This is a genomic window from Pseudomonas vranovensis, from assembly GCF_040438935.1.
In the GTDB taxonomy this organism is placed as follows: Bacteria; Pseudomonadota; Gammaproteobacteria; order Pseudomonadales; family Pseudomonadaceae; genus Aquipseudomonas; species Aquipseudomonas vranovensis.
This window is the reverse complement of record NZ_CP159259.1, coordinates 413912-437325: the sequence shown is the minus strand read 5'-3', so window position 1 is coordinate 437325 and position 23414 is coordinate 413912. Positions and strand designations below refer to the sequence as shown.

At 60.8% G+C, this 23414-nt stretch carries 17 protein-coding genes; 13 read left to right on the top strand and 4 right to left on the bottom strand.

Annotated elements, in window-relative coordinates:
- The first annotated feature begins 314 nt into the window (after positions 1 to 314).
- From ABVN19_RS02010 to ABVN19_RS01960, 11 genes are all read left to right on the top strand, one after another.
- The gene (locus ABVN19_RS02010) at positions 315 to 1166 is read left to right on the top strand and encodes an MIP/aquaporin family protein (protein ID WP_028943472.1); all 852 of its coding nucleotides are present in this window, start codon (positions 315 to 317) and stop codon (positions 1164 to 1166) included.
- A gap of 67 nt (positions 1167 to 1233) precedes the next feature.
- Entirely contained in the window at positions 1234 to 2733 is a 1500-nt protein-coding gene (gene glpK / locus ABVN19_RS02005; protein ID WP_105642218.1) for a glycerol kinase GlpK, read from the top strand.
- Between the two features lie 136 nt (positions 2734 to 2869).
- Positions 2870 to 3625, top strand: coding sequence for a DeoR/GlpR family transcriptional regulator (locus ABVN19_RS02000; protein ID WP_028943470.1), 756 nt, complete (start codon positions 2870 to 2872; stop codon positions 3623 to 3625).
- A 182-nt stretch (positions 3626 to 3807) separates the two neighbouring features.
- A complete protein-coding gene (glpD, locus tag ABVN19_RS01995) occupies positions 3808 to 5334 on the top strand; it encodes a glycerol-3-phosphate dehydrogenase (protein ID WP_105642219.1) in 1527 nt (508 codons plus the stop codon).
- Positions 5335 to 5610: 276 nt separating this feature from the next.
- Positions 5611 to 6525 (top strand): glutamate/aspartate ABC transporter substrate-binding protein, encoded by a 915-nt coding sequence (locus ABVN19_RS01990; protein ID WP_028943468.1) that lies wholly within the window; start codon positions 5611 to 5613, stop codon positions 6523 to 6525.
- Positions 6526 to 6624: 99 nt separating this feature from the next.
- On the top strand, positions 6625 to 7371 hold the full coding sequence (locus ABVN19_RS01985) for an amino acid ABC transporter permease (protein WP_028943467.1): 747 nt from the start codon (positions 6625 to 6627) through the stop codon (positions 7369 to 7371).
- Positions 7368 to 8036, top strand: coding sequence for an ABC transporter permease subunit (locus tag ABVN19_RS01980; protein ID WP_028943466.1), 669 nt, complete (start codon positions 7368 to 7370; stop codon positions 8034 to 8036). The genes ABVN19_RS01985 and ABVN19_RS01980 overlap by 4 nt, the downstream gene beginning before the upstream one ends.
- A complete protein-coding gene (locus ABVN19_RS01975; protein WP_028943465.1) occupies positions 8033 to 8767 on the top strand; it encodes an amino acid ABC transporter ATP-binding protein in 735 nt (244 codons plus the stop codon). Before ABVN19_RS01980 ends, ABVN19_RS01975 begins: the two co-directional genes overlap by 4 nt.
- A gap of 65 nt (positions 8768 to 8832) precedes the next feature.
- A complete protein-coding gene (locus ABVN19_RS01970) occupies positions 8833 to 10740 on the top strand; it encodes an ATP-binding protein (RefSeq protein WP_105642220.1) in 1908 nt (635 codons plus the stop codon).
- On the top strand, positions 10737 to 12062 hold the full coding sequence (locus ABVN19_RS01965; RefSeq protein WP_028943463.1) for a sigma-54 dependent transcriptional regulator: 1326 nt from the start codon (positions 10737 to 10739) through the stop codon (positions 12060 to 12062). Before ABVN19_RS01970 ends, ABVN19_RS01965 begins: the two co-directional genes overlap by 4 nt.
- 33 nt (positions 12063 to 12095) lie before the next feature.
- Positions 12096 to 12422, top strand: a complete 327-nt coding sequence (locus tag ABVN19_RS01960) for a GlpM family protein (protein ID WP_167332105.1) — start codon at positions 12096 to 12098, stop codon at positions 12420 to 12422.
- On the opposite strand, the gene ABVN19_RS01955 is transcribed toward ABVN19_RS01960, so the two are convergent.
- Positions 12419 to 13408 (bottom strand): alpha/beta hydrolase, encoded by a 990-nt coding sequence (locus tag ABVN19_RS01955; RefSeq protein ID WP_028943461.1) that lies wholly within the window; start codon positions 13406 to 13408, stop codon positions 12419 to 12421. The two genes, ABVN19_RS01960 and ABVN19_RS01955, sit on opposite strands and share 4 nt — an antisense overlap.
- Before the next feature lie 200 nt (positions 13409 to 13608).
- On the opposite strand from ABVN19_RS01955, the gene ABVN19_RS01950 reads away from it, so the two are divergent.
- A complete protein-coding gene (locus ABVN19_RS01950; RefSeq protein WP_105642221.1) occupies positions 13609 to 18921 on the top strand; it encodes a hypothetical protein in 5313 nt (1770 codons plus the stop codon).
- A gap of 41 nt (positions 18922 to 18962) precedes the next feature.
- Here the strand turns inward: ABVN19_RS01950 and metE are convergent, their stop codons facing one another.
- Positions 18963 to 21275: a 5-methyltetrahydropteroyltriglutamate--homocysteine S-methyltransferase gene (metE, locus tag ABVN19_RS01945; protein ID WP_028943459.1), complete on the bottom strand. Its 2313-nt coding sequence runs from the start codon at positions 21273 to 21275 to the stop codon at positions 18963 to 18965.
- Between the two features lie 108 nt (positions 21276 to 21383).
- Here metE and metR point away from each other — a divergent pair, with 108 nt between their 5' ends.
- Positions 21384 to 22301 (top strand): transcriptional regulator MetR, encoded by a 918-nt coding sequence (gene metR / locus ABVN19_RS01940; protein ID WP_028943458.1) that lies wholly within the window; start codon positions 21384 to 21386, stop codon positions 22299 to 22301.
- Between the two features lie 3 nt (positions 22302 to 22304).
- On the opposite strand, the gene ABVN19_RS01935 is transcribed toward metR, so the two are convergent.
- Positions 22305 to 22943, bottom strand: a complete 639-nt coding sequence (locus ABVN19_RS01935) for a LysE family translocator (RefSeq protein WP_028943457.1) — start codon at positions 22941 to 22943, stop codon at positions 22305 to 22307.
- Between the two features lie 24 nt (positions 22944 to 22967).
- Positions 22968 to 23381, bottom strand: a complete 414-nt coding sequence (locus ABVN19_RS01930; RefSeq protein ID WP_028943456.1) for an NUDIX domain-containing protein — start codon at positions 23379 to 23381, stop codon at positions 22968 to 22970.
- Positions 23382 to 23414 lie beyond the last annotated feature (33 nt).

The following is a 23414-nucleotide window of genomic DNA, read 5'->3' as shown; positions in this document are numbered from 1 at the left end:
ACAAAAAGTGAATGCCGTTTCGCTGGCTACTTTAGGACAAAAATCCGTGTCCCAGCCACCGCGTCATGTCTGCACGAGCGTTACGCACCCGGTGACATTTCAACACCATCAGCAAGACCAATAGTCAGTTTATGAATGCCTGTTCACTTTCGACCTTTGACATAAGCGTTTCTTGTCTATATTTTTTCGATTCTGAATATAGCCATGCCCCGATTAGGTGCATTTCTGCAGCCGACCCGACCGAAATGGGGATTTCTGTCGGGTTTTTGTCGAGCGCCCACCGCGTCTCACAACAACAAGAACCGAGGGAACGAATGACGACTGCTCAACGACAACCTACGCTGTCCAGCCAATGCATGGCCGAGTTTCTCGGCACCGCCCTGCTGATTTTCTTCGGTACCGGTTGCGTCGCTGCCCTCAAGGTGGCCGGCGCCAGCTTTGGCCTGTGGGAGATCAGCATCATCTGGGGTGTTGGCGTGAGCATGGCGATCTACCTGACCGCCGGGGTATCCGGCGCCCACCTGAACCCGGCGGTGAGCATTGCACTGTGCCTTTTTGCCGGTTTCGAGAAGCACAAACTGCCCTTCTACATCGTTGCCCAGATCGCCGGGGCCTTCTGCGCTGCCGCACTGGTCTATACGCTCTATAGCAACCTGTTCTTCGATTACGAACAAGCCCACGAAATGATCCGTGGCAGCCAGGCCAGCCTGGAGCTTGCCTCCGTTTTCTCGACGTACCCGCACCCGGCGCTGTCCACTGGCCAGGCCTTTCTGGTCGAAATGATAATCACCGCCGTGCTGATGGCGGTGATCATGGCCCTGACCGACGACAACAACGGCCTGCCCCGCGGCGCCATGGCCCCCTTGCTGATCGGCCTGCTGATCGCGGTGATCGGCAGCGCCATGGGCCCGCTGACCGGCTTTGCCATGAACCCGGCCCGGGATTTCGGTCCCAAGCTGATGACATTCCTCGCTGGATGGGGCGAAGTCGCCTTTACTGGCGGACGTGACATTCCCTATTTCCTGATTCCGATCTTTGCGCCGATCATAGGAGCGAGCCTTGGTGCCGCCCTGTATCGCGGCGTGATTGCTCGCAACCTGCCGGTTGCCCCGAGCGAGACCGCCCAGACCGACGCCAACCCTCAGGGCAAGACCCAGGCATCCTGATGCCGCCCCGGCGAGCCAGGCTCGCCCTGCCCTGATATCTACCTTATTTGAGTGCAAGGCCAACGTTATGACAGACAGCCAGAACAAGAACTACATCATTGCCCTGGACCAGGGCACGACCAGTTCGCGGGCCATCATTTTCGATCGCGATGCCAACGTGGTGGGCACCTCGCAGCGAGAATTCGCACAGCACTACCCGCAAGCTGGCTGGGTCGAACACGACCCGATGGAAATCTTCGCCACCCAGAGCGCGACCATGGTCGAGGCCCTGGCCCAGGCTGGCCTGAGCCATGACCAGGTGGCCGCCATCGGAATCACCAACCAACGTGAAACCACCGTGGTCTGGGACAAGGAAACCGGCCGCCCGGTGTACAACGCCATCGTCTGGCAGTGCCGACGCAGCACCGAGATCTGCGAGCAGCTCAAGCGCGACGGCCTGCAGGACTACATCCGCGAAACCACGGGCCTGGTCACCGACCCGTACTTCTCCGGCACCAAGCTCAAGTGGGTGCTGGACAACGTCGAGGGCGCCCGTGAGCGTGCCGAGCGTGGCGAACTGCTGTTCGGCACCGTCGACAGCTGGCTGATCTGGAAATTTTCCGGCGGCAAGGTGCATGTCACCGACTACACCAACGCCTCGCGCACCATGCTCTTCAACATCCATACCCTGGAATGGGATGAGAAGATGCTGCAGGTGCTGGATATTCCTCGGCAGATGCTGCCAGAAGTACGCAGCTCCTCCGAGGTCTATGGCCACACCAAGAGCGGCATTGCCATCGCAGGTATTGCCGGCGACCAGCAGGCCGCTTTATTCGGCCAGATGTGCGTAGAGCCGGGCCAGGCCAAGAACACTTATGGCACCGGTTGCTTCCTGCTGATGAACACCGGCGACAAGGCGGTGAAATCGTCCCACGGCCTGCTGACCACCATTGCCTGCGGCCCGCGCGGTGAAGTGGCCTATGCCCTGGAAGGTGCGGTGTTCAATGGCGGATCCACGGTGCAATGGCTGCGTGATGAACTGAAGATCGTCAACGACGCCCACGACACCGAATACTTCGCCAGCAAGGTCAAAGACAGCAACGGCGTTTACCTGGTACCAGCCTTCACCGGCCTAGGCGCGCCCTACTGGGACCCCTACGCCCGTGGCGCCCTGTTCGGCCTGACCCGTGGCGTGAAAGTCGACCACATCATTCGCGCCGCCCTGGAGTCGATTGCCTTCCAGACCCGCGATGTACTCGACGCCATGCAACAGGACTGCGGCCAGCGCCTGAGCGAACTGCGCGTGGATGGTGGCGCGGTCGCCAACAACTTCCTCATGCAGTTCCAGGCCGACATCCTCGGCACCTGTGTCGAGCGTCCGCAAATGCGTGAAACCACCGCCCTGGGTGCAGCCTACCTGGCCGGTCTTGCCTGTGGTTTCTGGAGTGGCCTGGACGAGTTGCGCGGCAAAGCGATCATCGAGCGCGAGTTCACCCCGCAGCTCGAAGAAGCGCAGAAAGAGAAGCTGTATGCCGGCTGGCTGAAGGCGGTGGACCGCACCCGGGACTGGGAGCCGCACGAGGACTGATTGACCGACAACGGCATCGCGGGGCAAGCCCGCTCCCACACGCTTGGTGGGAGCGGGCTTGCCCCGCGATGCTGGTCGTCAGCGAAATCCTGCGGCATCATGGCGCAATTTGCCCGGCTGCCCCAAAGGACCGCCCATGAACCTGCCCCCTCGCCAACAACAAATCCTCGAACTGGTCCGCGAACGCGGTTACGTCAGTATCGAAGAAATGGCGCAGCTATTTGTCGTTACCCCGCAAACCATCCGCCGTGATATCAACCAACTGGCCGAAGTGAACCTGCTACGCCGCTATCACGGTGGCGCAGCCTATGACTCCAGCATCGAAAACACCGCCTATGCCATGCGCGCCGATCAGATGCGCGACGAAAAGCAACGTATTGCTGAAGCCATCGCTGCACAGATCCCGGATCACGCCTCGCTGTTCATCAACATCGGTACCACCACCGAGTCCATTGCTCGCGCCCTGCTCAATCACAATCACCTGAAAATCATTACCAACAACCTGCATGTGGCCTCGATCCTCAGTGCCAAGGACGATTTCGAGGTGCTACTGGCAGGTGGCAATGTGCGTCGTGACGGGGGTGTGGTAGGCCAGGCCAGCGTCGATTTCATCAACCAGTTCAAAGTCGACTTTGCCCTGGTTGGCATCAGTGGTATCGACGAGGACGGCAGCCTGCTCGATTTTGACTACCAGGAAGTCCGGGTTTCCCAGGCGATCATCGCCAATGCCCGCCAGGTCATCCTCGCCGCCGACTCCAGCAAGTTCGGCCGCAATGCCATGGTACGCCTGGGGTCGATCAGCCTGATCGACTGCCTGGTGACCGACCAGGCTCCCGTGCCTGCACTCACCCAATTGCTCAACCAATACAAGATCCGCCTGGACGTGGTTTGAGCCCTTCAACGCTGCCGCCGCAATGGCGGCAGCAGCAATGTTCGTTATTTTTCATTTAATTGTCATCCGATCAGTATTTTCTATGGAAAGCGACTGGCAGCCAGCATTCTGTTGCGCTAGTATTTTCGCAAATGAACATTAATGTTCAAATTCGATGCTAGAAAGTTTTAAGGAAGCCGCCCGTGCCCCATCCCAGTCAGTCATCGCCTGCCCTTGCCGATCTCTATGACCTCGCCGTAATCGGTGGTGGCATCAATGGCGTGGGCATTGCCGCCGATGCAGCCGGACGCGGCCTGTCGGTGTTCCTTTGCGAAAAGGACGACCTTGCCAGCCACACGTCGTCCGCCAGCAGCAAGCTGATCCACGGCGGCCTGCGCTACCTGGAGCACTATGAGTTCCGCCTGGTACGCGAAGCCCTGGCCGAACGTGAGGTGCTGCTGGCCAAGGCACCGCATATCGTCAAGCCGATGCGTTTCGTGCTGCCACATCGCCCGCACCTGCGTCCAGCCTGGATGATTCGCGCCGGCCTGTTTCTCTATGACAACCTGGGCAAGCGCAAGCAACTGGGCGCTTCGCGCAGCCTGCGCTTTGGCCCGGGCAACCCGCTCAAGCCTGCTATCACCCGCGGTTTCGAGTATGCCGATTGCGCCGTTGATGACGCCCGACTCGTGGTGCTCAATGCCATGGCAGCCCGCGAGAAAGGTGCGCACATCCGTACCCGCACTCGTTGCGTCAATGCACGCCGGATCGATGGCGTGTGGCATGTGCAGTTGGAAAATGCCGACGGCAGCCTGCACTCGATCAAAGCCCGGGCGCTGGTCAATGCGGCCGGCCCATGGGTAGCCAAGTTCATTCAGGACGATCTCAAACTCGATGCGCCCTACGGCATTCGTCTGATCCAGGGCAGCCACCTGATCGTGCCCAAGCTCTACGAGGGCGAACATGCCTACATCCTGCAGAACGAAGACCAGCGGATCGTCTTCGCCATTCCATACCTGGAACGTTTCACCCTGATCGGCACCACCGACCGTGAGTACACCGGTGACCCGGCCAAAGTGGCGATCACCGAGGCAGAAACCGATTACCTGCTCAAGGTGGTCAATGCGCACTTCAATCACCCACTCAGCCGCGCCGACATCCTGCATACCTATGCCGGTGTTCGACCGCTGTGCAACGACGAATCCGACAACCCGTCGGCAGTGACCCGCGACTACACCCTGGCGCTCTCTGCCAGCACGGGTGAAGCGCCGCTGCTGTCGGTGTTCGGTGGCAAGTTGACCACCTACCGCAAGCTGGCTGAATCGGCCATGAGCGAGCTGGCGCCCTTCTTCACCCAGATGCGTGGCAGCTGGACCGCTACCGCTCCGCTGCCGGGTGGCGAAGCGATGACTACCCCACAAGCGCTGGCCGATGCAATCCTGGCACGCTGCGGCTGGCTGCCAGCCGAGATTGCCAAGCGTTGGGCGCTGACCTACGGCAGTCGCGTATGGCGCCTGCTCGAAGGCGTTCAAGGCCCCGAGGACCTTGGCGATGCCATCGGCGGCGGGCTGTTCACTCGCGAGGTGGATTACCTGCGCAGCGAAGAATGGGCCGTGAGCGCTGACGACATCCTCTGGCGCCGTACCAAGCTTGGGCTGTTCACCACGGCAAGCGAACAACAGGCACTGCGGGACTACCTGCAGCGCCTGGAACTGCATCGCGCCGCCTGATCGCACAGAACCTGTGGGACTCCCACAGGCGTGGCATTCGGTTTTCCGAATGCCACTCCCCGCCGCATTCGGCCAACCGGACGAATCACCCCATCAGGAAATCTTCAAAAAAGATTAATGCCCCGCTTTTTCAAGGCTTTATGATCAAAGTCAGGGCTTGGCACGAGTCATGCTCTACACTCAGTACCCGAATGCGCAAACCGCTTTATTGCAGTGTTCGCTGAACGAAGAGCCCGCCAACGGCTCCATAAAAAAAACAATGTCGAGGAAATTTTGATGCGTATCGTTCCCCACCTGTTGGGCGCAGCCATCACGGCTGCTGTGATCAGCATGCCAGTCACCGCTGCAGAGCTGACAGGCACCCTGAAGAAAATCAACGACTCCGGCACCATTACCCTGGGGCACCGCGACGCCTCCATTCCGTTCTCCTACATCGCCGACGCTTCGGGCAAACCCGTCGGTTACTCCCATGACATCCAGCTGGCAATCGTCGAGGCCCTGAAAAAGGACCTGAACAAGCCAGACCTGAAGGTCAAGTACAACCTCGTCACCTCCCAGACCCGCATTCCACTGGTACAGAACGGCACCGTTGACGTCGAGTGCGGCTCGACCACCAACAACGTCGAGCGCCAGCAGCAGGTCGACTTCTCGGTCGGTATCTTCGAGATCGGTACTCGCCTGCTGTCCAAGAAAGACTCCTCCTACAAGGACTTCCCAGACCTGGCTGGCAAGAACGTGGTCACCACTGCAGGCACCACGTCCGAGCGTATCCTCAAGTCGATGAACGCCGACAAGCAGATGAAGATGAACGTCATCTCTGCCAAGGACCATGGCGAATCCTTCCAGATGCTCGAATCCGGTCGTGCCGTTGCCTTCATGATGGACGACGCCCTGCTGGCTGGCGAAATGGCCAAGGCCAAGAAGCCGACCGACTGGGCCGTGACCGGTACCCCGCAATCCTATGAAATCTATGGCTGCATGGTCCGCAAGGGCGACGAGCCGTTCAAGAAGGCAGTCGATGACGCCATCATCGCGCTGTACAAGTCGGGCGAGATCAACAAGATCTACAACAAGTGGTTCCAGTCGCCAATCCCGCCAAAGGGCCTGAACCTGATGTTCCCAATGAGCGAAGAGCTCAAGGCGTTGATCGCCAATCCTACCGACAAAGCTGCAGACGAAAAGAAGTCCTGATCCCCAGCTAGTTAGTGTCTAACCTTTCATCCGAGGGCGTGCAGCGCCCTCGGATGCTCGAAGGTGCCCGTGAAACAACTGATCTGAGGGGAGATCCCGATGAATTACAACTGGGACTGGGGCGTATTCTTCAAGTCCACCGGCGTCGGTAGCGAAACCTACCTGGACTGGTACATCACCGGCCTGGGCTGGACCATCGGCATTGCCGTTGCAGCCTGGATCATCGCATTGCTGCTGGGTTCGGTACTCGGCGTCATGCGGACTGTCCCGAACCGTCTGGTATCGGGTATTGCCACGGCCTACGTGGAACTCTTTCGTAACGTACCGCTGCTGGTGCAGCTGTTCATCTGGTACTTCCTGGTGCCCGACCTGCTGCCAGAAGGCTTGCAGGAGTGGTTCAAGCAAGACCTCAACCCGACCACCTCGGCATTCATCAGCGTAGTGGTCTGCCTGGGCCTGTTCACCGCCGCCCGTGTCTGCGAACAAGTGCGTACCGGTATCCAGGCGCTGCCCCGCGGCCAGGAAGCCGCAGCCCGCGCCATGGGTTTCAGCCTGCCACAGATCTATTGGAACGTGCTGCTGCCGCAAGCCTACCGGATCATCATTCCGCCGCTGACCTCCGAATTCCTGAACGTGTTCAAGAACTCCTCGGTGGCCTCGCTGATCGGCCTGATGGAGTTGCTGGCGCAGACCAAGCAGACCGCCGAATTCTCGGCCAACCTGTTTGAAGCCTTCACCCTGGCGACCCTGATCTACTTCACCCTGAACATGGGCCTGATGCTGCTGATGCGCATGGTCGAGAAGAAAGTCGCCGTACCCGGCCTGATCTCCGTGGGGGGTAAATAATGGACTTCAGTGGAATCATTCCTGCCCTGCCGGGCCTGTGGAACGGCATGGTAATGACCCTGCAACTGATGGTCATGGGCGTGGTCGGTGGTATCGCGCTGGGTACCATGCTGGCACTGATGCGGCTGTCGTCGAGCAAGCTCCTGGCAAACCTTGCCGGTGCCTACGTCAACTACTTCCGCTCCATCCCGCTGCTGCTGGTCATCACCTGGTTCTACCTGGCGGTGCCGTTCGTGCTGCGCTGGATCACCGGCGAAGACACCCCGGTGGGGGCATTCACCTCCTGCGTCGTGGCCTTCATGATGTTCGAGGCGGCGTACTTCTGCGAAATCGTCCGTGCCGGTGTGCAGTCGATCTCCAAAGGCCAGATGGGCGCAGCCCAGGCCCTGGGCATGACCTACGGCCAGACCATGCGCCTGATCATCCTGCCCCAGGCGTTTCGCAAGATGACCCCGTTGCTGCTGCAGCAGAGCATCATCTTGTTCCAGGACACCTCGCTGGTCTACACCGTCGGCCTGGTGGACTTCCTCAACTCCGCACGTGCCAACGGCGACATCATCGGACGCTCGAACGAGTTCCTGGTCTTCGCCGGCATCGTGTACTTCGTCATCAGCTTCTCCGCTTCCTTCCTGGTCAAGCGTCTGCAGAAAAGGATAACCGTATGATTTCCATCAAGAACGTCAACAAGTGGTACGGCGACTTCCAGGTTCTGACCGACTGCAACACCGAGGTCAAAAAAGGTGAAGTGGTGGTGGTCTGCGGTCCGTCCGGTTCCGGCAAGTCGACACTGATCAAGTGCGTCAACGCTCTGGAGCCCTTCCAGAAGGGTGACATCGTCGTCGACGGCACCTCGATCGCCGACCCGAAAACAAACCTGCCCAAGCTGCGCTCGCGAGTCGGTATGGTGTTCCAGCACTTCGAACTGTTCCCGCACCTGACCATCACCGAAAACCTGACCATTGCCCAGCGCAAGGTACTGGGCCGCAGTGAAGCCGAAGCAACCAAGAAGGGCCTGGCCCTGCTTGAGCGCGTCGGCCTCAGCAACCAGGCAAAGAAACACCCGGGCCAACTCTCCGGTGGCCAGCAGCAACGCGTCGCGATTGCCCGCGCACTGGCCATGGACCCGATCGTCATGCTGTTCGACGAACCGACCTCGGCCCTCGACCCGGAAATGGTCAGCGAAGTACTGGACGTAATGGTCCAACTGGCCAACGAAGGCATGACCATGATGTGCGTGACCCACGAAATGGGCTTTGCTCGCAAGGTTGCCAACCGCGTCATTTTCATGGACAAGGGCAACATCATCGAGGACTGCACCAAGGAAGAGTTCTTCGGTGACCCGCACGCCCGTGATGAGCGTACCCAGCACTTCCTCAGCAAAATCCTGCAGCACTGAGGTGTTAACGCTGCCTGTCCGGCAAACGCCGGACAGGCAGCGCTGTTAGTTACAGGGCCACTGTGATGAAATGCGATCCCACGCTCTTTCGCCCAGCCAAGCCTGCCCTTGCCGTGAAACCCCGTTTGATCCGCCAACTGCTGATTCCGCCCCTGATCGTCCTGTTGATGATTGGCCTGGGCGTGGCTGGCTTCATGATCAGCGAACACAACGGCATCCGCACCTTGAGCGAATCCGGCGAGCGCCAGCTCGAGCTGCACGCACGCGGGGTCGAGAGCGAAATCAGCAAGTACACCTACCTGCCCAGCCTGCTGGAACTGGAAGACAGCGTCTCCAGCCTGCTGACCGAAACCGATGGCGAGAGTCGCCAGACGGTCAATGAATACCTCGAAGGCCTGAACCGGCGCAGCCGCAGCCGGGCTATCTTCGTGCTCGACACCACGGGCCGGGTGCAGGCCACCAGCAACTGGCGCGATGTCGACAGTTTCCTGGGTGAAGACCTGTCGTTCCGTGCCTATTTCCAGGATGCCGTGCGCGGCCAGCCCGGGCGTTTCTATGGCATTGGCAGCACCAATGGCGAGCCTGGCTACTACCTGGCCCATGGCCTGGAAGAACACGGCAAGATCATTGGCGTGGCGGTGATCAAGGTGCGCCTGGAGGCGATGGAAGAACGCTGGCAACGCGCACGCCTGGAGGCCTTCGTCAGCGACGAGAACGGCATCATCATCCTTTCCAGCGACCCGGCGCGGCGCCTCAAGTCAGTCCGCCCGCTGAGCCCGGAGACCAAGGAGCGCCTGGCCCGCAGCCTTCAGTATTACTGGTGGCCGCTCAACGAGCTGCAACCCTTGTCACGGGAAAAATACGCCGACGGCATCGAGAAGCTGAGCTTCCCGGCCAACGCCGAACTGGGGGATGGTAGCCACGAAGTGGCCTACCTGGCACAAACACGGCGGCTGAATGACACGCCCTGGCATTTCACCCTGCTCACACCGCTGCAAGACCTGCGCCGCGAGTCGACCATCCAGGGCATGCTGGTCGCCGTGGCGTTTGCCTTGCTGGCGATCCTGCTGATTGCCTGGAACGAGCGGCGCAAGGTGATCGCCACACGCCTGGCTGCCCGTGAAGCCCTGGAAGAAGCCAACAGCCAGTTGGAGCGCAAGATTACCGAGCGCACCGCCGACCTGCGGGCCAGCAACGAACGCCTCATCGGCCAGATCCGCGAACGGCGGCATGCCGAGCAAACCCTGCGCTACGCCCAGGACGAACTGGTCCAGGCCGGCAAGCTTGCAGCCATCGGCCAGATGTCCACCAGCATCGCCCATGAGCTGAACCAGCCATTGGCGGCCTTGCGCACCCTCTCGGGCAACACCGTGCGTTTCCTCGAGCGCGGAGCCCTGGAAACCGCCAGCACCAACCTGCGCACCATGAACGACTTGATCGACCGCATGGGCCGCATCACTGCCAGCCTGCGTTCATTTGCCCGGCGCGGCGACGACAGCGGCCAGGCATCGCTGGCCAAGGCCGTGGAGGCCTGCCTGCAGGTGCTGGGCAACCGCATTGCGGGGTGTCACCTGAAACTGCACAGCCACTTCGAAGACCAGCAACTGGCCATCGACCAGACGCGTCTCGAACAAATCCTGGTCAACCTGATCGGCAACGCGCTCGATGCCATGGCCGCCCAGCCCCTGCCCCAGCTCTGGCTGGAAGGCGAACTGCAGGGCGACAAATACCGCCTGCGGGTGCGCGACAACGGCCACGGCATCGATGACGAAGCGCGCAAGCACCTGTTCGAGCCCTTTTTCACCACCAAACCGGGAGAGCACGGCCTGGGCCTGGGACTGACCCTGTCCGCCAGCCTCGCGGCCGCGGCCAAGGGCAACCTGAGTGTCGAACACCCCGCCGGCGGCGGTACTGCGTTCGTCCTCACCCTGCCATTGGTCAATGCCCCCACAGAATCTGCCGAGTCCTTATGAACCAAGCGCCCCTTACCGTCCTGATTGTCGAAGACGACCCGCATGTGCTGCTCGGCTGCCAACAAGCCCTGGCGCTGGAAGACATCGCTTGCGAAGGTGTCGGCAGCGCCGAAGAGGCCCTGCAACGCATTGGTGATGACTTCGCCGGGATTGTGGTCAGTGATATTCGCCTGCCCGGCATTGATGGCCTGGAGCTGCTCGGTCGCCTCAAGGCACGCGACAGCAGCCTGCCGGTAGTGCTGATCACCGGTCACGGTGATATCGACATGGCCGTCGGCGCCATGCGTAATGGTGCCTACGACTTCATGGAAAAACCCTTCGCCCCGGAGCGCCTGGTCGAAGTGGTACGCCGCGCCCTGGAACAACGCGGGCTGTCGCGCGAAGTCTTCGCACTGCGCCGCCAACTGGCCGAGCAAAGCACCCTGGAAGGCCGGATCATCGGCCGTTCGCCGGTCATGCAGAACCTGCGCGAGTTGATTGCCAATGTGGCCGACACCTCCGCCAACGTGCTGATCGAAGGTGAAACCGGCACCGGCAAAGAGCTGGTTGCCCGTTGCCTGCACGAATTCAGCCGCCGCCAGGCGCAGCCGTTCGTGGCGCTGAATTGCGGCGGCCTACCGGAGAACCTGTTTGAAAGCGAGATCTTCGGTCACGAGGCCAATGCGTTCACCGGTGCCGGCAAGCGCCGCATCGGCAAGATCGAACATGCCAATGGCGGCACGCTGTTCCTCGATGAAGTCGAAAGCATGCCGATCAACCTGCAGATCAAACTGCTGCGGGTCCTGCAGGAACGCACCCTGGAACGCCTGGGGTCGAACCAGAGCATTCCCGTCGATTGCCGGGTGATCGCCGCGACCAAGTCCGACCTCGATGCACTGGGCCAAAACGGGCAGTTTCGCAGCGACCTGTATTACCGCCTGAACGTGGTCACCCTGGAACTGCCACCGCTGCGCGAACGCCGCGAAGACATCCTGCAATTGTTCGAGCATTTTCTGCAGCTGGCATCCCTGCGCTTCGATCGGGAAGCTCCGCAACTGGACAGCCAGACCCTGTCGCGGCTGATGGCCCACGACTGGCCGGGCAACGTGCGCGAGCTGCGCAACGTTGCCGAACGCTACGCCCTGGGCCTGCCGGCCTTCAAGAAAGCCGGTACCACCTCCAACCAGAGCCTGGGTTTTGCCGAGGCGGTCGAAGCGTTCGAGCGCAACCTGCTCAGCGACGCCTTGCAGCGCACCGGGGGCAACCTCAGCCAGGCCAGCCAGGAGTTGGGCATGGCCAAGACCACCCTCTTCGACAAAGTGAAAAAATATGGCCTGGGATAACCTGCCACACCAACAGGAACGCATGTGGACCTGATACTCAAAGCCTGCCTGGGCGCAGCCGTGGTGGTGATCCTTGCCGCGTTGGCCAAAACCCGCAACTACTACATTGCGGGATTGGTCCCGCTGTTCCCGACCTTCGCCCTGATTGCCCACTACATCGTCGGCAAGGGCCGTTCGCTTGACGACCTGAAGACCACCATTCTGTTCGGCATGTGGTCGATCATTCCGTATTTCGTTTACCTGGCAGCCCTGTACCTGCTGGTCGACCGCTTGCGCCTGGAGGCTTCACTGGCCCTGGCGGCAGTGGCCTGGCTGATCGCGGCGACCGTACTGGTCAGCCTCTGGGTGCGCCTGCACTAAAGCTGGGCCCAATGGCTCATGTCTTCGCGATGGGCCTTCAGGTACGGCAGCACGGCAGCCAGCAAGGGCGCCTTGAATTGCTCCTGGAAACGGTGCGCCAACCCCGGAATCAAGCGCAATTGGCTACCCCGGATATGGGCAGCCAGATGCACCCCATGCATGACGGGGAGCAACGGGTCGGCCGTGCCATGCACCACAAGGGTCGGCAGGCGCAGGTTGTCGAGCAGGTCGACACGGCTCGGCTCGGCGAGGATCGCCATGATCTGGCGCTTGACCCCCTCGGGGTTGAACGCCCGGTCATAGGCCTGCGCCGCCTGCTCCAGCAATGCCTGGCGATCATCCTTGACCTGGGGGCTGCCCAGCGCAGCCAGCAAGTCGGCCTGTTGCTCCAGTGCCACTTCGCGATTGGGCGCCCCGCGCCTGGCCAACAACTGCACCAGCGCAGGGCTCGGTGCCGGCAGGCCCACGGCGCCGGAACTGGACATGATCAACGTCAGGCTCTCCACCCGCTGCGGCGCCATTGCTGCCAGGTGCTGGGCGATCATGCCGCCCATGCTCACGCCAAGCACATGAAAACGCTCAACCCGCAGGGCATTCATCAGACCCAGGCCATCGTCGGCCATGTCGGTCAAGGTATACGGCGCGCCCACCGACAGGCCCAGCTTGTAGCGCAGCAATTCATAGGTGAGGTTGGCGTTCCGCGGCGCCTGGTTCCAGGACGACAGTCCAACGTCGCGGTTGTCATAGCGAATTACCCTGAAGCCCTGTTGGCACAAAGCGACCAGCACCTCATCCGGCCAGTGGATCAATTGCCCCCCCAGGCCCATGACCAACAACAAGGCAGGGTCCGAGTCACGTCCAATGCTCTGGTAGGCCAGGCTGACCTGCTCCAGGCGCGCCTGCTGCACCGGCGCGTTGACGTCACAACGCGCCGCCGTCGCGACTTGAGTGCATAAAATCAAGAAAAAGAACAAAAAAGCCCGCATGAGTGAAACACCAGAATGCAAATCCCCAGTAGAGCGCGAGTCTGATGAAATTCATTCAAGCGCGCTGCCACAGTTGCATGACAATTTGATGAATCTGGCCAAGCGGTCACCTCACTAACTATGTACCGCCTGCGCCACCAGGATCTGCCGCCCAATGGGATTGCCACTCTCGGCACTACCCCATTTCGGGAAGTCTTTTTATGCGCGCCCCATCTGAAACCCACGTACCGAATGTCCCTTCCCCGGTCGTATTGACCAGCGCCACCCCCTTCGACCTCGAGCGGTCGAACGACGCCACCCGACGCTGGACACACCATTTCGATACCTTCAATGACCTGCTTGCCCGCGCGCCGGGGGTGTACCAGGCGCTGCGCAGCGTGTTGCACAACCAGCTGAGCACTGACCCTGATATCACCGGCCTGCGGTTTCATGCTTCAGCCACGTTCATCAATCTCATCGCACTCGCAACCTTTACCCGCCACCACCCTCAAGCCCCCGCCGAACTGAATGCACAGGCCCAGGTCGTCGGCGTCGACGTCCAGCACCCGATCCTGAGGCTCTCTGCTACGCAACTACTGGACAAACTCGCCGCCCTGGATTTGCCGGCCATTGTCAGCCGGCAATGGCATGACTATTGGGCAGCGCGTGCCAAAGGTACGGCCGTCAGCCGACTCAGCCACGCCCGACACCACTATCAGGAATACGAGCGCGCAAGCCGGGACGCCACCCTGGCAAGGCGTGACGGCGATGAGCAGGCGCTCGGCCCGGGCAATGATGACCATGCCCCAGCAGGCTTTGACACCTTGTTCGAGAACCTTCTGCAGGCTCGGCTCCAAGCCCTGGAACACAATCCCGGCGACGACCTCCAAACGCATGCCGAGCTGGCCCTGGCCATCGTCCATCGAGTCGATGCCAGGCAATACAGCCCGAGCGTTCTGAGCACACCGCCGGCCCTCGAACACGAAGAAGACGAACCGCCCCCGGGCCGCTCGTTGTTCGACTTTGGCAGCCTGGATATCGACATGCCCTACGCCGTTCGTCGGCAACAGATCAACCTGCAGTACCAGCTGCTCACCGCCCTGAGCGACGACAAACTACAGGCGTTCAAGCGTGAGCACGCCGCACTGGAGGGGGTCTGTGCTGACGCCGAGCGGGCCATCGATCTGTACCTTCAGACATCACCCCTGCCCCCCGTCGCCAGTGAGGTGCTCCTCAAGGCCCACTATGAAGGCTTGCATGCCCATGCCCGCATCCAACACCTGCTGGGACAGATCAACGACGAACACCTGCGCTGGGTCGAGGGTCTGGTCGGCGCTCCTGAGTCCTTTCCACCAGCGGGTTCGGCAGTTATCGCCGCACATCCGCAACTGCACCTCAAAGGTATCAACACCGTCTTGCGCAACTGCGTGGTGATCACCCTGCGCGATCCGCAGCCATCATCGGGCCTGTTGCTGTACTGGCCTGGCGAATCGGGCGGACTGCTGCATTGCACCAATCTGGACGAACTGGCGCGCTGTTTCGACATTACCGACTCGAGCGATCAGTCATTGAACCTCGTCACGCTCAGCGGCAATGTACTGGCGCAGATCCTTGCGTATCACCTGGAGCGCGGTACACCTGAAGCCCTGCCCGTCGAGGCCACCAACGATGCGTGGGAGCGTGCGGCTGAAACACTGGCGCACGCCTGGACAGTGCCTCGCCACGCGGCCCGCGACTTTGCGTTCAAACAGTTGCAAGAGCAGGCGCACAGTGAAGCCTTGAGCGCGGTTTTTCCTTCTTGGCTGGTAAACCTGCAGGCACCTGATCGGCTTGCCCTCAAGACCAGCACACTCGACTACATCGCCGCCATGCGTCGCGCCCAGGCGCTGATCGCCCGCGACCTGCCCAACCGCCTTCTGTTCTGCCGCCAACACATCAGCGAATACCTGAAGCGGGACTTTCCCACTTACGATGGCAAACCGATTGGCCTGGACCTGCCGCAGAACACCGCCTGGAAAAAAGATTTCATCGCGGGCAGCGGTGCACCTGGCGTGCCGGTCAAACCAGTACTGGTAGCCAGCACGGAACGCGAAACCGTGAGGCTGGAAACCCTGCTGCTGGAGCACATCGACGATGAGGTAAAAGACCGCCTGCACTTCATGGCGTTGCGCCTGCAAACTGCCGACAAGGCGCTTGAGCAAACCTTGCGTGATCGCATCGACAAGGATTACCTGGTGAGCATGGCCAGCAAACTTGACCTTGCGCAGCAGTATGAAGAGAAGATCCGTGCTGCCTACGCGGGGATCGACGAAAGCCCCTTCGCTCGCGAGCTCCGTCGCGAGGTACTTGGCGATCCGCTGCGCCTGATGCTGAAGATGCACTGCGCCATGGCCACGGCCAAAGGCGATCTGGACGATAAGGCCCAGGTCATCCTGAATATCGCAATCGACGCCGACAACGCCGCAGCCTACAGACATGAAGGGCACGATATCCGTCTGATTCCCGCCATGCTCACCGCCGGTGGTGCCGATACAAACCTGCACGGCACGGTCCTTTCTGGCGTGACCTTTATCAGCGACCTGCACAGCGGCCTCACGTTACTGTATCGCCCTGAACACCCCACACGCCCTGTGCGCCAGTACCCCAGCCTCGAAGCAGCCCGCATCGACCTTTACCGGCTTGCCAAGCAAACCGGAGAAATCGAGTACCTCGCCGAACGTGCCTTGCAGGGTAATCCCGACGCACACCGCGCCCGACTGCGCGAGGCAATCAGGCTCAAGTTCGACGGCATCATTGGCCTTGGTACTGCCTGGCCCGCTACCACCTCACTTGCCCAGCACTTGCTGGATGCCCAACTGGGCCGAATGCTGGAGGCCCATCGCGCAACGTCGCGCTCGAACGACCAGCTATGGCTGGAAAATTTCGCTTACCAGAGCGGCATGGTGTTCAACCACATCAAGATGGCCCTCGGCTTTTTGCCTGTGATCGGCACCGTCATTGGCATCTATGACTTCTTCGAGGCCAGCGCCAACGCCGCCACTGCATTGATAAACGGCCAGATCGGCAGGGCACTGGACGAATTGGAGTACGCACTGTTGGCGTTCATTGACGCCGCGCTGGACCTACTGCCCGGTGCAATGGCCAACCCAACTGCAGCCTGCCAACTCACCCGCCAGCGTCAATTGCACAAGCTGCACGCCGGCCCTGCATCGGGTTTCAGGCCTGGGGCGGCGAGCGCCCGCCAGCGCCTGGCTCGTTTTGATGGCTATGAGTATCAAGTGCCACTGTCATTGGACGGGATTGAGCCAGGAACCCAAGGCAAATACCGCGGTATCTACCAGCACCCTGACGGCGATTTCATTCTGGTCGAGGATCGTCCCTGCCAAGTGCAGTGGCTCGAGACGGAGCACACCTGGCGCTTGCGTGGAACCCCGCTCAAGACCTGGAGAAAAAACATCGCGATGGATGAAAATGGCCAGTGGGATACCCACTTCGCCCTCTACGGAGTGCACCTGATGGGCGGTGGCGCGGGGGGTGGCCAGGTAATCGGACACCTGGCCGAGCGACTGGACCCCTACTGGCCGGCGGCAATTCGCGACCAGTTGCCACGCTTTCTGGTAGACAGCGCCCATCGGCGCCGGCGCATGCTGGAATCGCAATCCCTGGTGGACGAGCGTACGTTTCAAGCGTCTCTGCAACGCACGAACACTCAATACGAGACATTCGACAACGCCACGCCTGAGGCACAGATGGCTGCAATGCCTCAAATGAAACAACGCTTTCGTGCTGACATAGACGCGGCCAGAACGTCATACAGCGCTTGGGATGAACGGCTGAAAGCCGAAATACACGGCTTGAAACACACCTGCACGACCCAGAAATCACGTGTGGCCAGAGCCCTGTGCAACCGACTGATCGGTCTGATGGACCTGACAACGACCCAGGCCCAGCATCACCTGTACAACCAACTGGCAATCTCCTTGCAACTTGAGGACCTGACCGATCTGGTGGATCGAGCCCCACTGCTGCAGATAATGCGCATACACGCGCTCCACGTCATCGACTGCAAAGCACAACTGCTCGACCTGAAGAAAAAACTGGATCACTGGCTCCTGCTCACCAGCCCTCCCCCACAACCTTCGTTGAGACGAGACGCTGCAGTGTTCAAGAGCAAACTGACCGCCTTGAAAAAAAACCTGGTGGATGAAGACGCAACGTGGCAAAACACCGACCCGGACCCCGATCAATTCCTTGAAAAGGCGGCTGAAATACAGAGCCGATTCGAGGAAGGGCTACTCACCCTCGGCGAAGCCTTCCCGCCCGCGAAACAGTACCTGAGGGAAGTCAAAGATTTTGAGTTACTCAAACTGGCCGGTCAGCGCAGGGAACGTTACCTGAACCAAATTTATTTCGTTTTTCACAACACCCGCCACCTGATAGTCGCAGCGCAGAACTACACAAACACCTCTGTGTTGGCTGAGTTCTATATCAATCGACTGAGCACCATCGAAGACGACGTGCATCAGATGCACAGTACATTGCTCGGGCTACAGGAAGTGCCTACCAATGCAGCCCAGCGTCGTGAAATCCATTCCCAGGCCCGGCAAGTCTTCCGTCAATACAAGCTTGATCTGCAAAGCACCTATGCCAGTCTTCCGGAGCTGTTTGATGCGCCTTACTTGAAGCGGCTGTATGAACATCTCGACCTGCTCATCGACCAGGCCGACAAGTCCATTCAACGCCTGCCGGGGCAACGACGGGCAAAGCAAGGCACTCATACGCTTAAACTGTTTCAGGTCGAAAACGGCAACCTCTACATTGGCGACTACTTTCCGGCGGGAGGAACAACTGGCGAGCAGATTGTCGTGCACAACGCCGAGGGCGGCGCGGTCAGTACGTTCGAGCCTTCGGGGAAGCGTTGGAGAAAGCAGGCCGCGCGGCCAACGATTCGTCCACATGAACTGCGTGACCTCAAGCAGACGGCAAGTCAGCTGCTCGCAGACCTGGAAAACTTCCGTAACCGCACCCGTGGGTACATGGGGCCCAATACAGTGCCTGCTGACCTTGAAGACATCATGAATCTCAAGGCCGTGGAACTGGAGAGCTGCGCCGAACGACTCGAACTCCTTGGCGGCAGCCTCGCGGACACCGCCGACCTGCGAACCCAGGCTACACAACTGCGTCAGCAAGGTACCCAGTTACGAATCGACCAGATCAAGCTCAGTCATCGACCGAATGAAGGGCAGTTGATGTATCTGCACGAACGCCAGCAGATCGGTATCCAGGCAGTGGGAGAACGGCAGCGACTCAAAGATCGTGACTTTCTTCAAGAGTACGAGGTTCGCGACCTGACTGTGCCCAGCCGCCCCGTGATGTGGTATGCCCACTTTCATTACCGTGGCCTTGATACGCCGTTCGAGAACTTCAGTGCGGCGCATCTCAAGCGCCTTGAGGACCGCTATTTGCGTACCGACGAAGTCTGGCGAGGGTCGATCAGACACGATACAGCCAAGACGTATTTTGCGTCCCGCTAAGAAGCACCAACGGCGAACCCTTGGGTTCGCCGTTGTTTTTTTTACGCCAGTTCGCTGCGTAGCTGCCGCGCCGCGGCCACCATGTTCACCAGTGCGGCTTCTGTCTCCGGCCAGGCACGGGTCTTGAGGCCACAGTCGGGGTTGACCCACAGGCGTTCGGCCGGGATACGCCTGACCGCCTTGCTCATCAGCTTGACCATCTCTGTGGTATCCGGCACCCGCGGGGAATGGATGTCGTACACACCTGGGCCGATATCATTGGGGTATTCGAACGCTTCGAAGGCCTCCAACAGTTCCATGTCCGAACGCGAAGTCTCGATGGTGATCACGTCGGCATCCATGGCCGCGATGGCCTCGATCACATCATTGAACTCGCTGTAGCACATGTGGGTGTGGATCTGGGTTTCGTCGCGCACGCCACTTGAGCACAGGCGGAAGGCATGCACGGCCCAGTCCAGGTACTGCTGCCATTGTGCGCCGCGCAGGGGCAAGCCTTCGCGGAACGCCGCTTCATCGATCTGCACGATCTTGATTCCGGCCGCTTCCAGGTCTTGCACTTCGTCGCGAATGGCCAGGGCCAGTTGTTCGGCCTGGACCTTGCGCGACACATCCTCGCGTGGGAAGGACCACATCAGCATGGTCACCGGCCCCGTCAGCATGCCTTTCATGACCTTGCTGGTCAGGCCCTGGGCGTACTCTATCCAGGCCACGGTCATGGCCTGCGGACGGCTCAGGTCGCCGTAGATGATCGCAGGCTTCACGCAGCGCGAACCGTAGCTTTGCACCCAGCCGAAGCGGGTAAAGATGTAGCCGTCGAGCTGCTCGGCAAAGTACTCGACCATGTCGTTGCGCTCGGCCTCGCCGTGCACCAGTACATCCAGTCCCAGGCGCTCCTGTATCTGCACGGCATGGCGAATCTCGCTGTGCATGGCATCGGTGTAGTCATTGGCCGACAGCTTGCCTTGCTTGAATGCCTGCCGCGCCAGGCGGATGGCCGAGGTCTGCGGGAACGATCCAATCGTGGTGGTCGGGAACGCCGGCAGTTGCAAGCGCTGGCGCTGAGCGTCGATACGCTGGGTGAAGGGCGAGTGGCGCTGGCTGTCGGCGGCAGTAACCGCTGCCAGGCGAGCCTGGACCTGGGGCTTGTGAATACGGGGCGACTCGGCACGGCTTTTCTGTACCGCGCGACTGCTGGCCAGAGCGCTTTGCACCCGTGGCAGGTGCGGCGCATCCAGGGCCTTGGCCAGTACCGCGATCTCTTCGCATTTCTGCACGGCAAAGGCCAGCCAGCTTTTCAGCTCGGCATCCAGTTTGTCTTCGCGGGCCAGGTCTACCGGGCTGTGCAACAGCGAGCAGGAACCGGCGACCCACAAGTTGGCACCGAAACGCTGGCGGGCCTGCTGCAGTTGCTCGAGGGCCGTGTCGAGTTCGCAGCGCCAGACGTTACGCCCGTTGACCACACCCAGCGACAGCACTTTGTAGCTAGGCAGGCGGTCGAGCACTATCGGCAGTTGCTCCGGGGCCCGCACCAGGTCGACATGCAGACCATCCACCGGCAGGCCGACTGCCAGGCCAAGGTTGTCTTCCAAGCCGCTGAAATAAGTGGCGACCAGCTTCTTGAGTGGCGAGTACTGGAGAATGTGATAGGCACGCTCAAAGGCGTTTTTCCATGCCTGGGGCAGGTCCAGGCCGAGGATCGGCTCGTCGATCTGTACCCACTCCACGCCCTGGCGGGACAGACGGCTGAGGATTTCACCATAGACCGGCAGCAAGCGCTCCAGCAGGTCGAGCTTGTCGAACTCACCGCCCTTGGCCTTGCCCAGCCACAGGTAGGTCAGTGGGCCGATCAGCACCGGTTTTACCGTGTGACCCAGCGCCTGAGCTTCGGCGACTTCCTCGAACAGTTGTTCCCAACTGAGCAGGAAGCGCTGATCGGCGCTGAACTCCGGGACCAGGTAGTGGTAATTGGTGTCGAACCACTTGGTCAGCTCCTGGGCATATTGCGCCTGGCCGTGCTCACCGCCGCAGCAGCTCGTGGTCGCGCCACGGGCCATAGCGAACAGGGTATCCAGCGTCGGCAGGCCATTGCTGCCCAGGGTCTTGGCGAAACGCTCGGGGATTGCGCCAAAGGCCAGCGAGTGCGTCAGCACCTGGTCGTACCAGGCGAAGTCGCCCACCGGCAACAGGTCGATACCGGCGTCCTTCTGCAACTGCCAATGACGAGCACGCAGCTCACGGCCCACCGCGTGCAGACCGGCCAGGTCGAGGTCGCCTTTCCAGTAGGCCTCCTGGGCTTTTTTCAATTCGCGGTCAGCGCCAATGCGCGGAAATCCAAGGTTGTGGGCCAGTGCCATGACAATCGTGCTCCCTGTAAAAGATGGCGCCATTGTCGACAGCAAGACCATCATGAGACAAACTCAATAAATTCGTGTTCATCTCAAAATTTACTCATGGAGCACCCGGTGCTGGAAATTCGTCACCTGAAAACCCTGCATGCCCTGCGTGAAGCCGACAGCCTGGTTGAGGCCGCCGAACGCTTGCACCTGACCCAATCGGCGTTGTCCCACCAGTTCAAGGAACTGGAAGAGCGCCTGGGCATGCAATTATTCATGCGCAAGACCAAGCCGCTCCGCTTCACCAGCGCCGGCCTGCGCCTGCTGCAACTGGCCGACGCCACCCTGCCGCTGCTGCGCGGCGCCGAGCGGGACATCGCCCGCCTGGCCGGTGGCACTGCCGGGCGCCTGCACATGGCCATCGAATGCCATAGCTGCTTCCAGTGGCTGATGCCGACCATCGACCAGTTTCGCGACGCCTGGCCTGAGGTAGAGCTGGACCTGGCTTCGGGTTTTGCCTTCGCCCCGCTCCCCGCCCTGGCCCGCGGTGACCTGGACCTTGTGGTGACGTCCGACCCGCTGGAGCTGACCGGACTGACCTATGTACCGTTGTTCACCTACGAGGCCATGCTCGCGGTGGCCAACCAGCACCCGCTGGCAAGCAAGCCCTACATCGTGCCGGAGGACCTGGCCTGCGAGACACTGATCACCTACCCGGTGGAGCGTGACCGCCTGGATATCTTCACCCGTTTCCTGGAGCCTGCCGACGTGGAGCCGGCCCAGGTTCGCACAGCCGAGTTGACGGTGATGATGATGCAATTGGTCGCGAGCGGACGTGGCGTGTGCGGCATGCCGCACTGGGCATTGCACGAGTACAGCTCGCGCGGTTACGTCAAGGGCAAGCGCCTGGGCGACAAAGGCCTGTTCGCCACCCTCTATGCCGCGGTACGCACCGACATGCTCGATGCGCCGTACATGCGCGACTTTTTGCTGACCGCCAAGGACACCTCGTTCTCCACCCTCGACGGCGTCAGCGCTGTGCGTTGAGGCTCACGCCAGTTTGCGCTGCTCCTGTACCAGGCGCAGCGCAAGGCCCGCCAGCACGAAACCCATCACATAACGCTGTACCATCAACCACAACGGATAGCGGACGAACCAGGCCGACAGGCCGGCAGCGAACAAGGCGATCAACAGGTTCACCGAGAAACTCACGGTGATCTGGGTCAGCCCCAGCGTCAGGCTCTGAGCCAGCAACGAACCATGCTCCGGGGAGATGAACTGCGGCAGGATCGACAGGTAGAACATCGCCACCTTGGGGTTCAGCACACTGGTCAGAAAACCCATCATCACCAGCTTGGCCGGAGAATCCGGGCTCAGCTCACGCGCCTCGAACGGCGAACGCGCCCCAGGCTTCACCGCTTGCCAGGCCATCCAAAGCAGGTAGGCGGCGCCCGCCCACTTGAGCAGGTCGTAGCCCAGCGGTACCGCCATGAACAACGCCGTCAGCCCTACCGCCGCTGCCGTCATGTGTACCAGAAACCCGGCGACCACACCCACCAGCGAAGTGATCCCGGCCATGCGCCCCTGGCAGATCGAACGCGAAATCAGGTAGATCATGTTCGGCCCGGGGGTCAGGACCATCAGCAGCGCTGCACCGGTAAACAACAGCCATTCGTGGACGGGGATCATCAGCATTCCTTTGCAATGTCGGGTTCAGGCAGTTTGGCTAGTTAATCGCCGGTACAGGGGGAGAATCAGGTCCCGCGTCAATGGCGCCAACTCAAGGGTCAGTTGCTTGCGCGCCGATACCCACACCACCTCTTCGATCTCGGCAGCAGGCTCGACCGGCATCGCGGTATGTACCAGGAACAGCTCGGCCCTGACCTCGAAACCCGGCTCGTTGGCTGCTGGTGCGCTGAACTGGCCGAGGTACTCGGCATCTTGCTGGTCGATCTGCAGCCCCAGCTCTTCAAACAGCTCACGGGCCAGCGCACTGACCGGATGTTCATCAGCCTCGATCTTGCCACCGGGCTGCATGAAGGCCTGGGTACCGCGCTTGCGCACCAGCAGGGTGCGGCCCTGGGGGTCGAGCAGCAGGGCGGCGGCGATGCGGATGATTTTGCTCATGGAGGGTCTCGTGACGGAAAAAGCGCGCAAGGA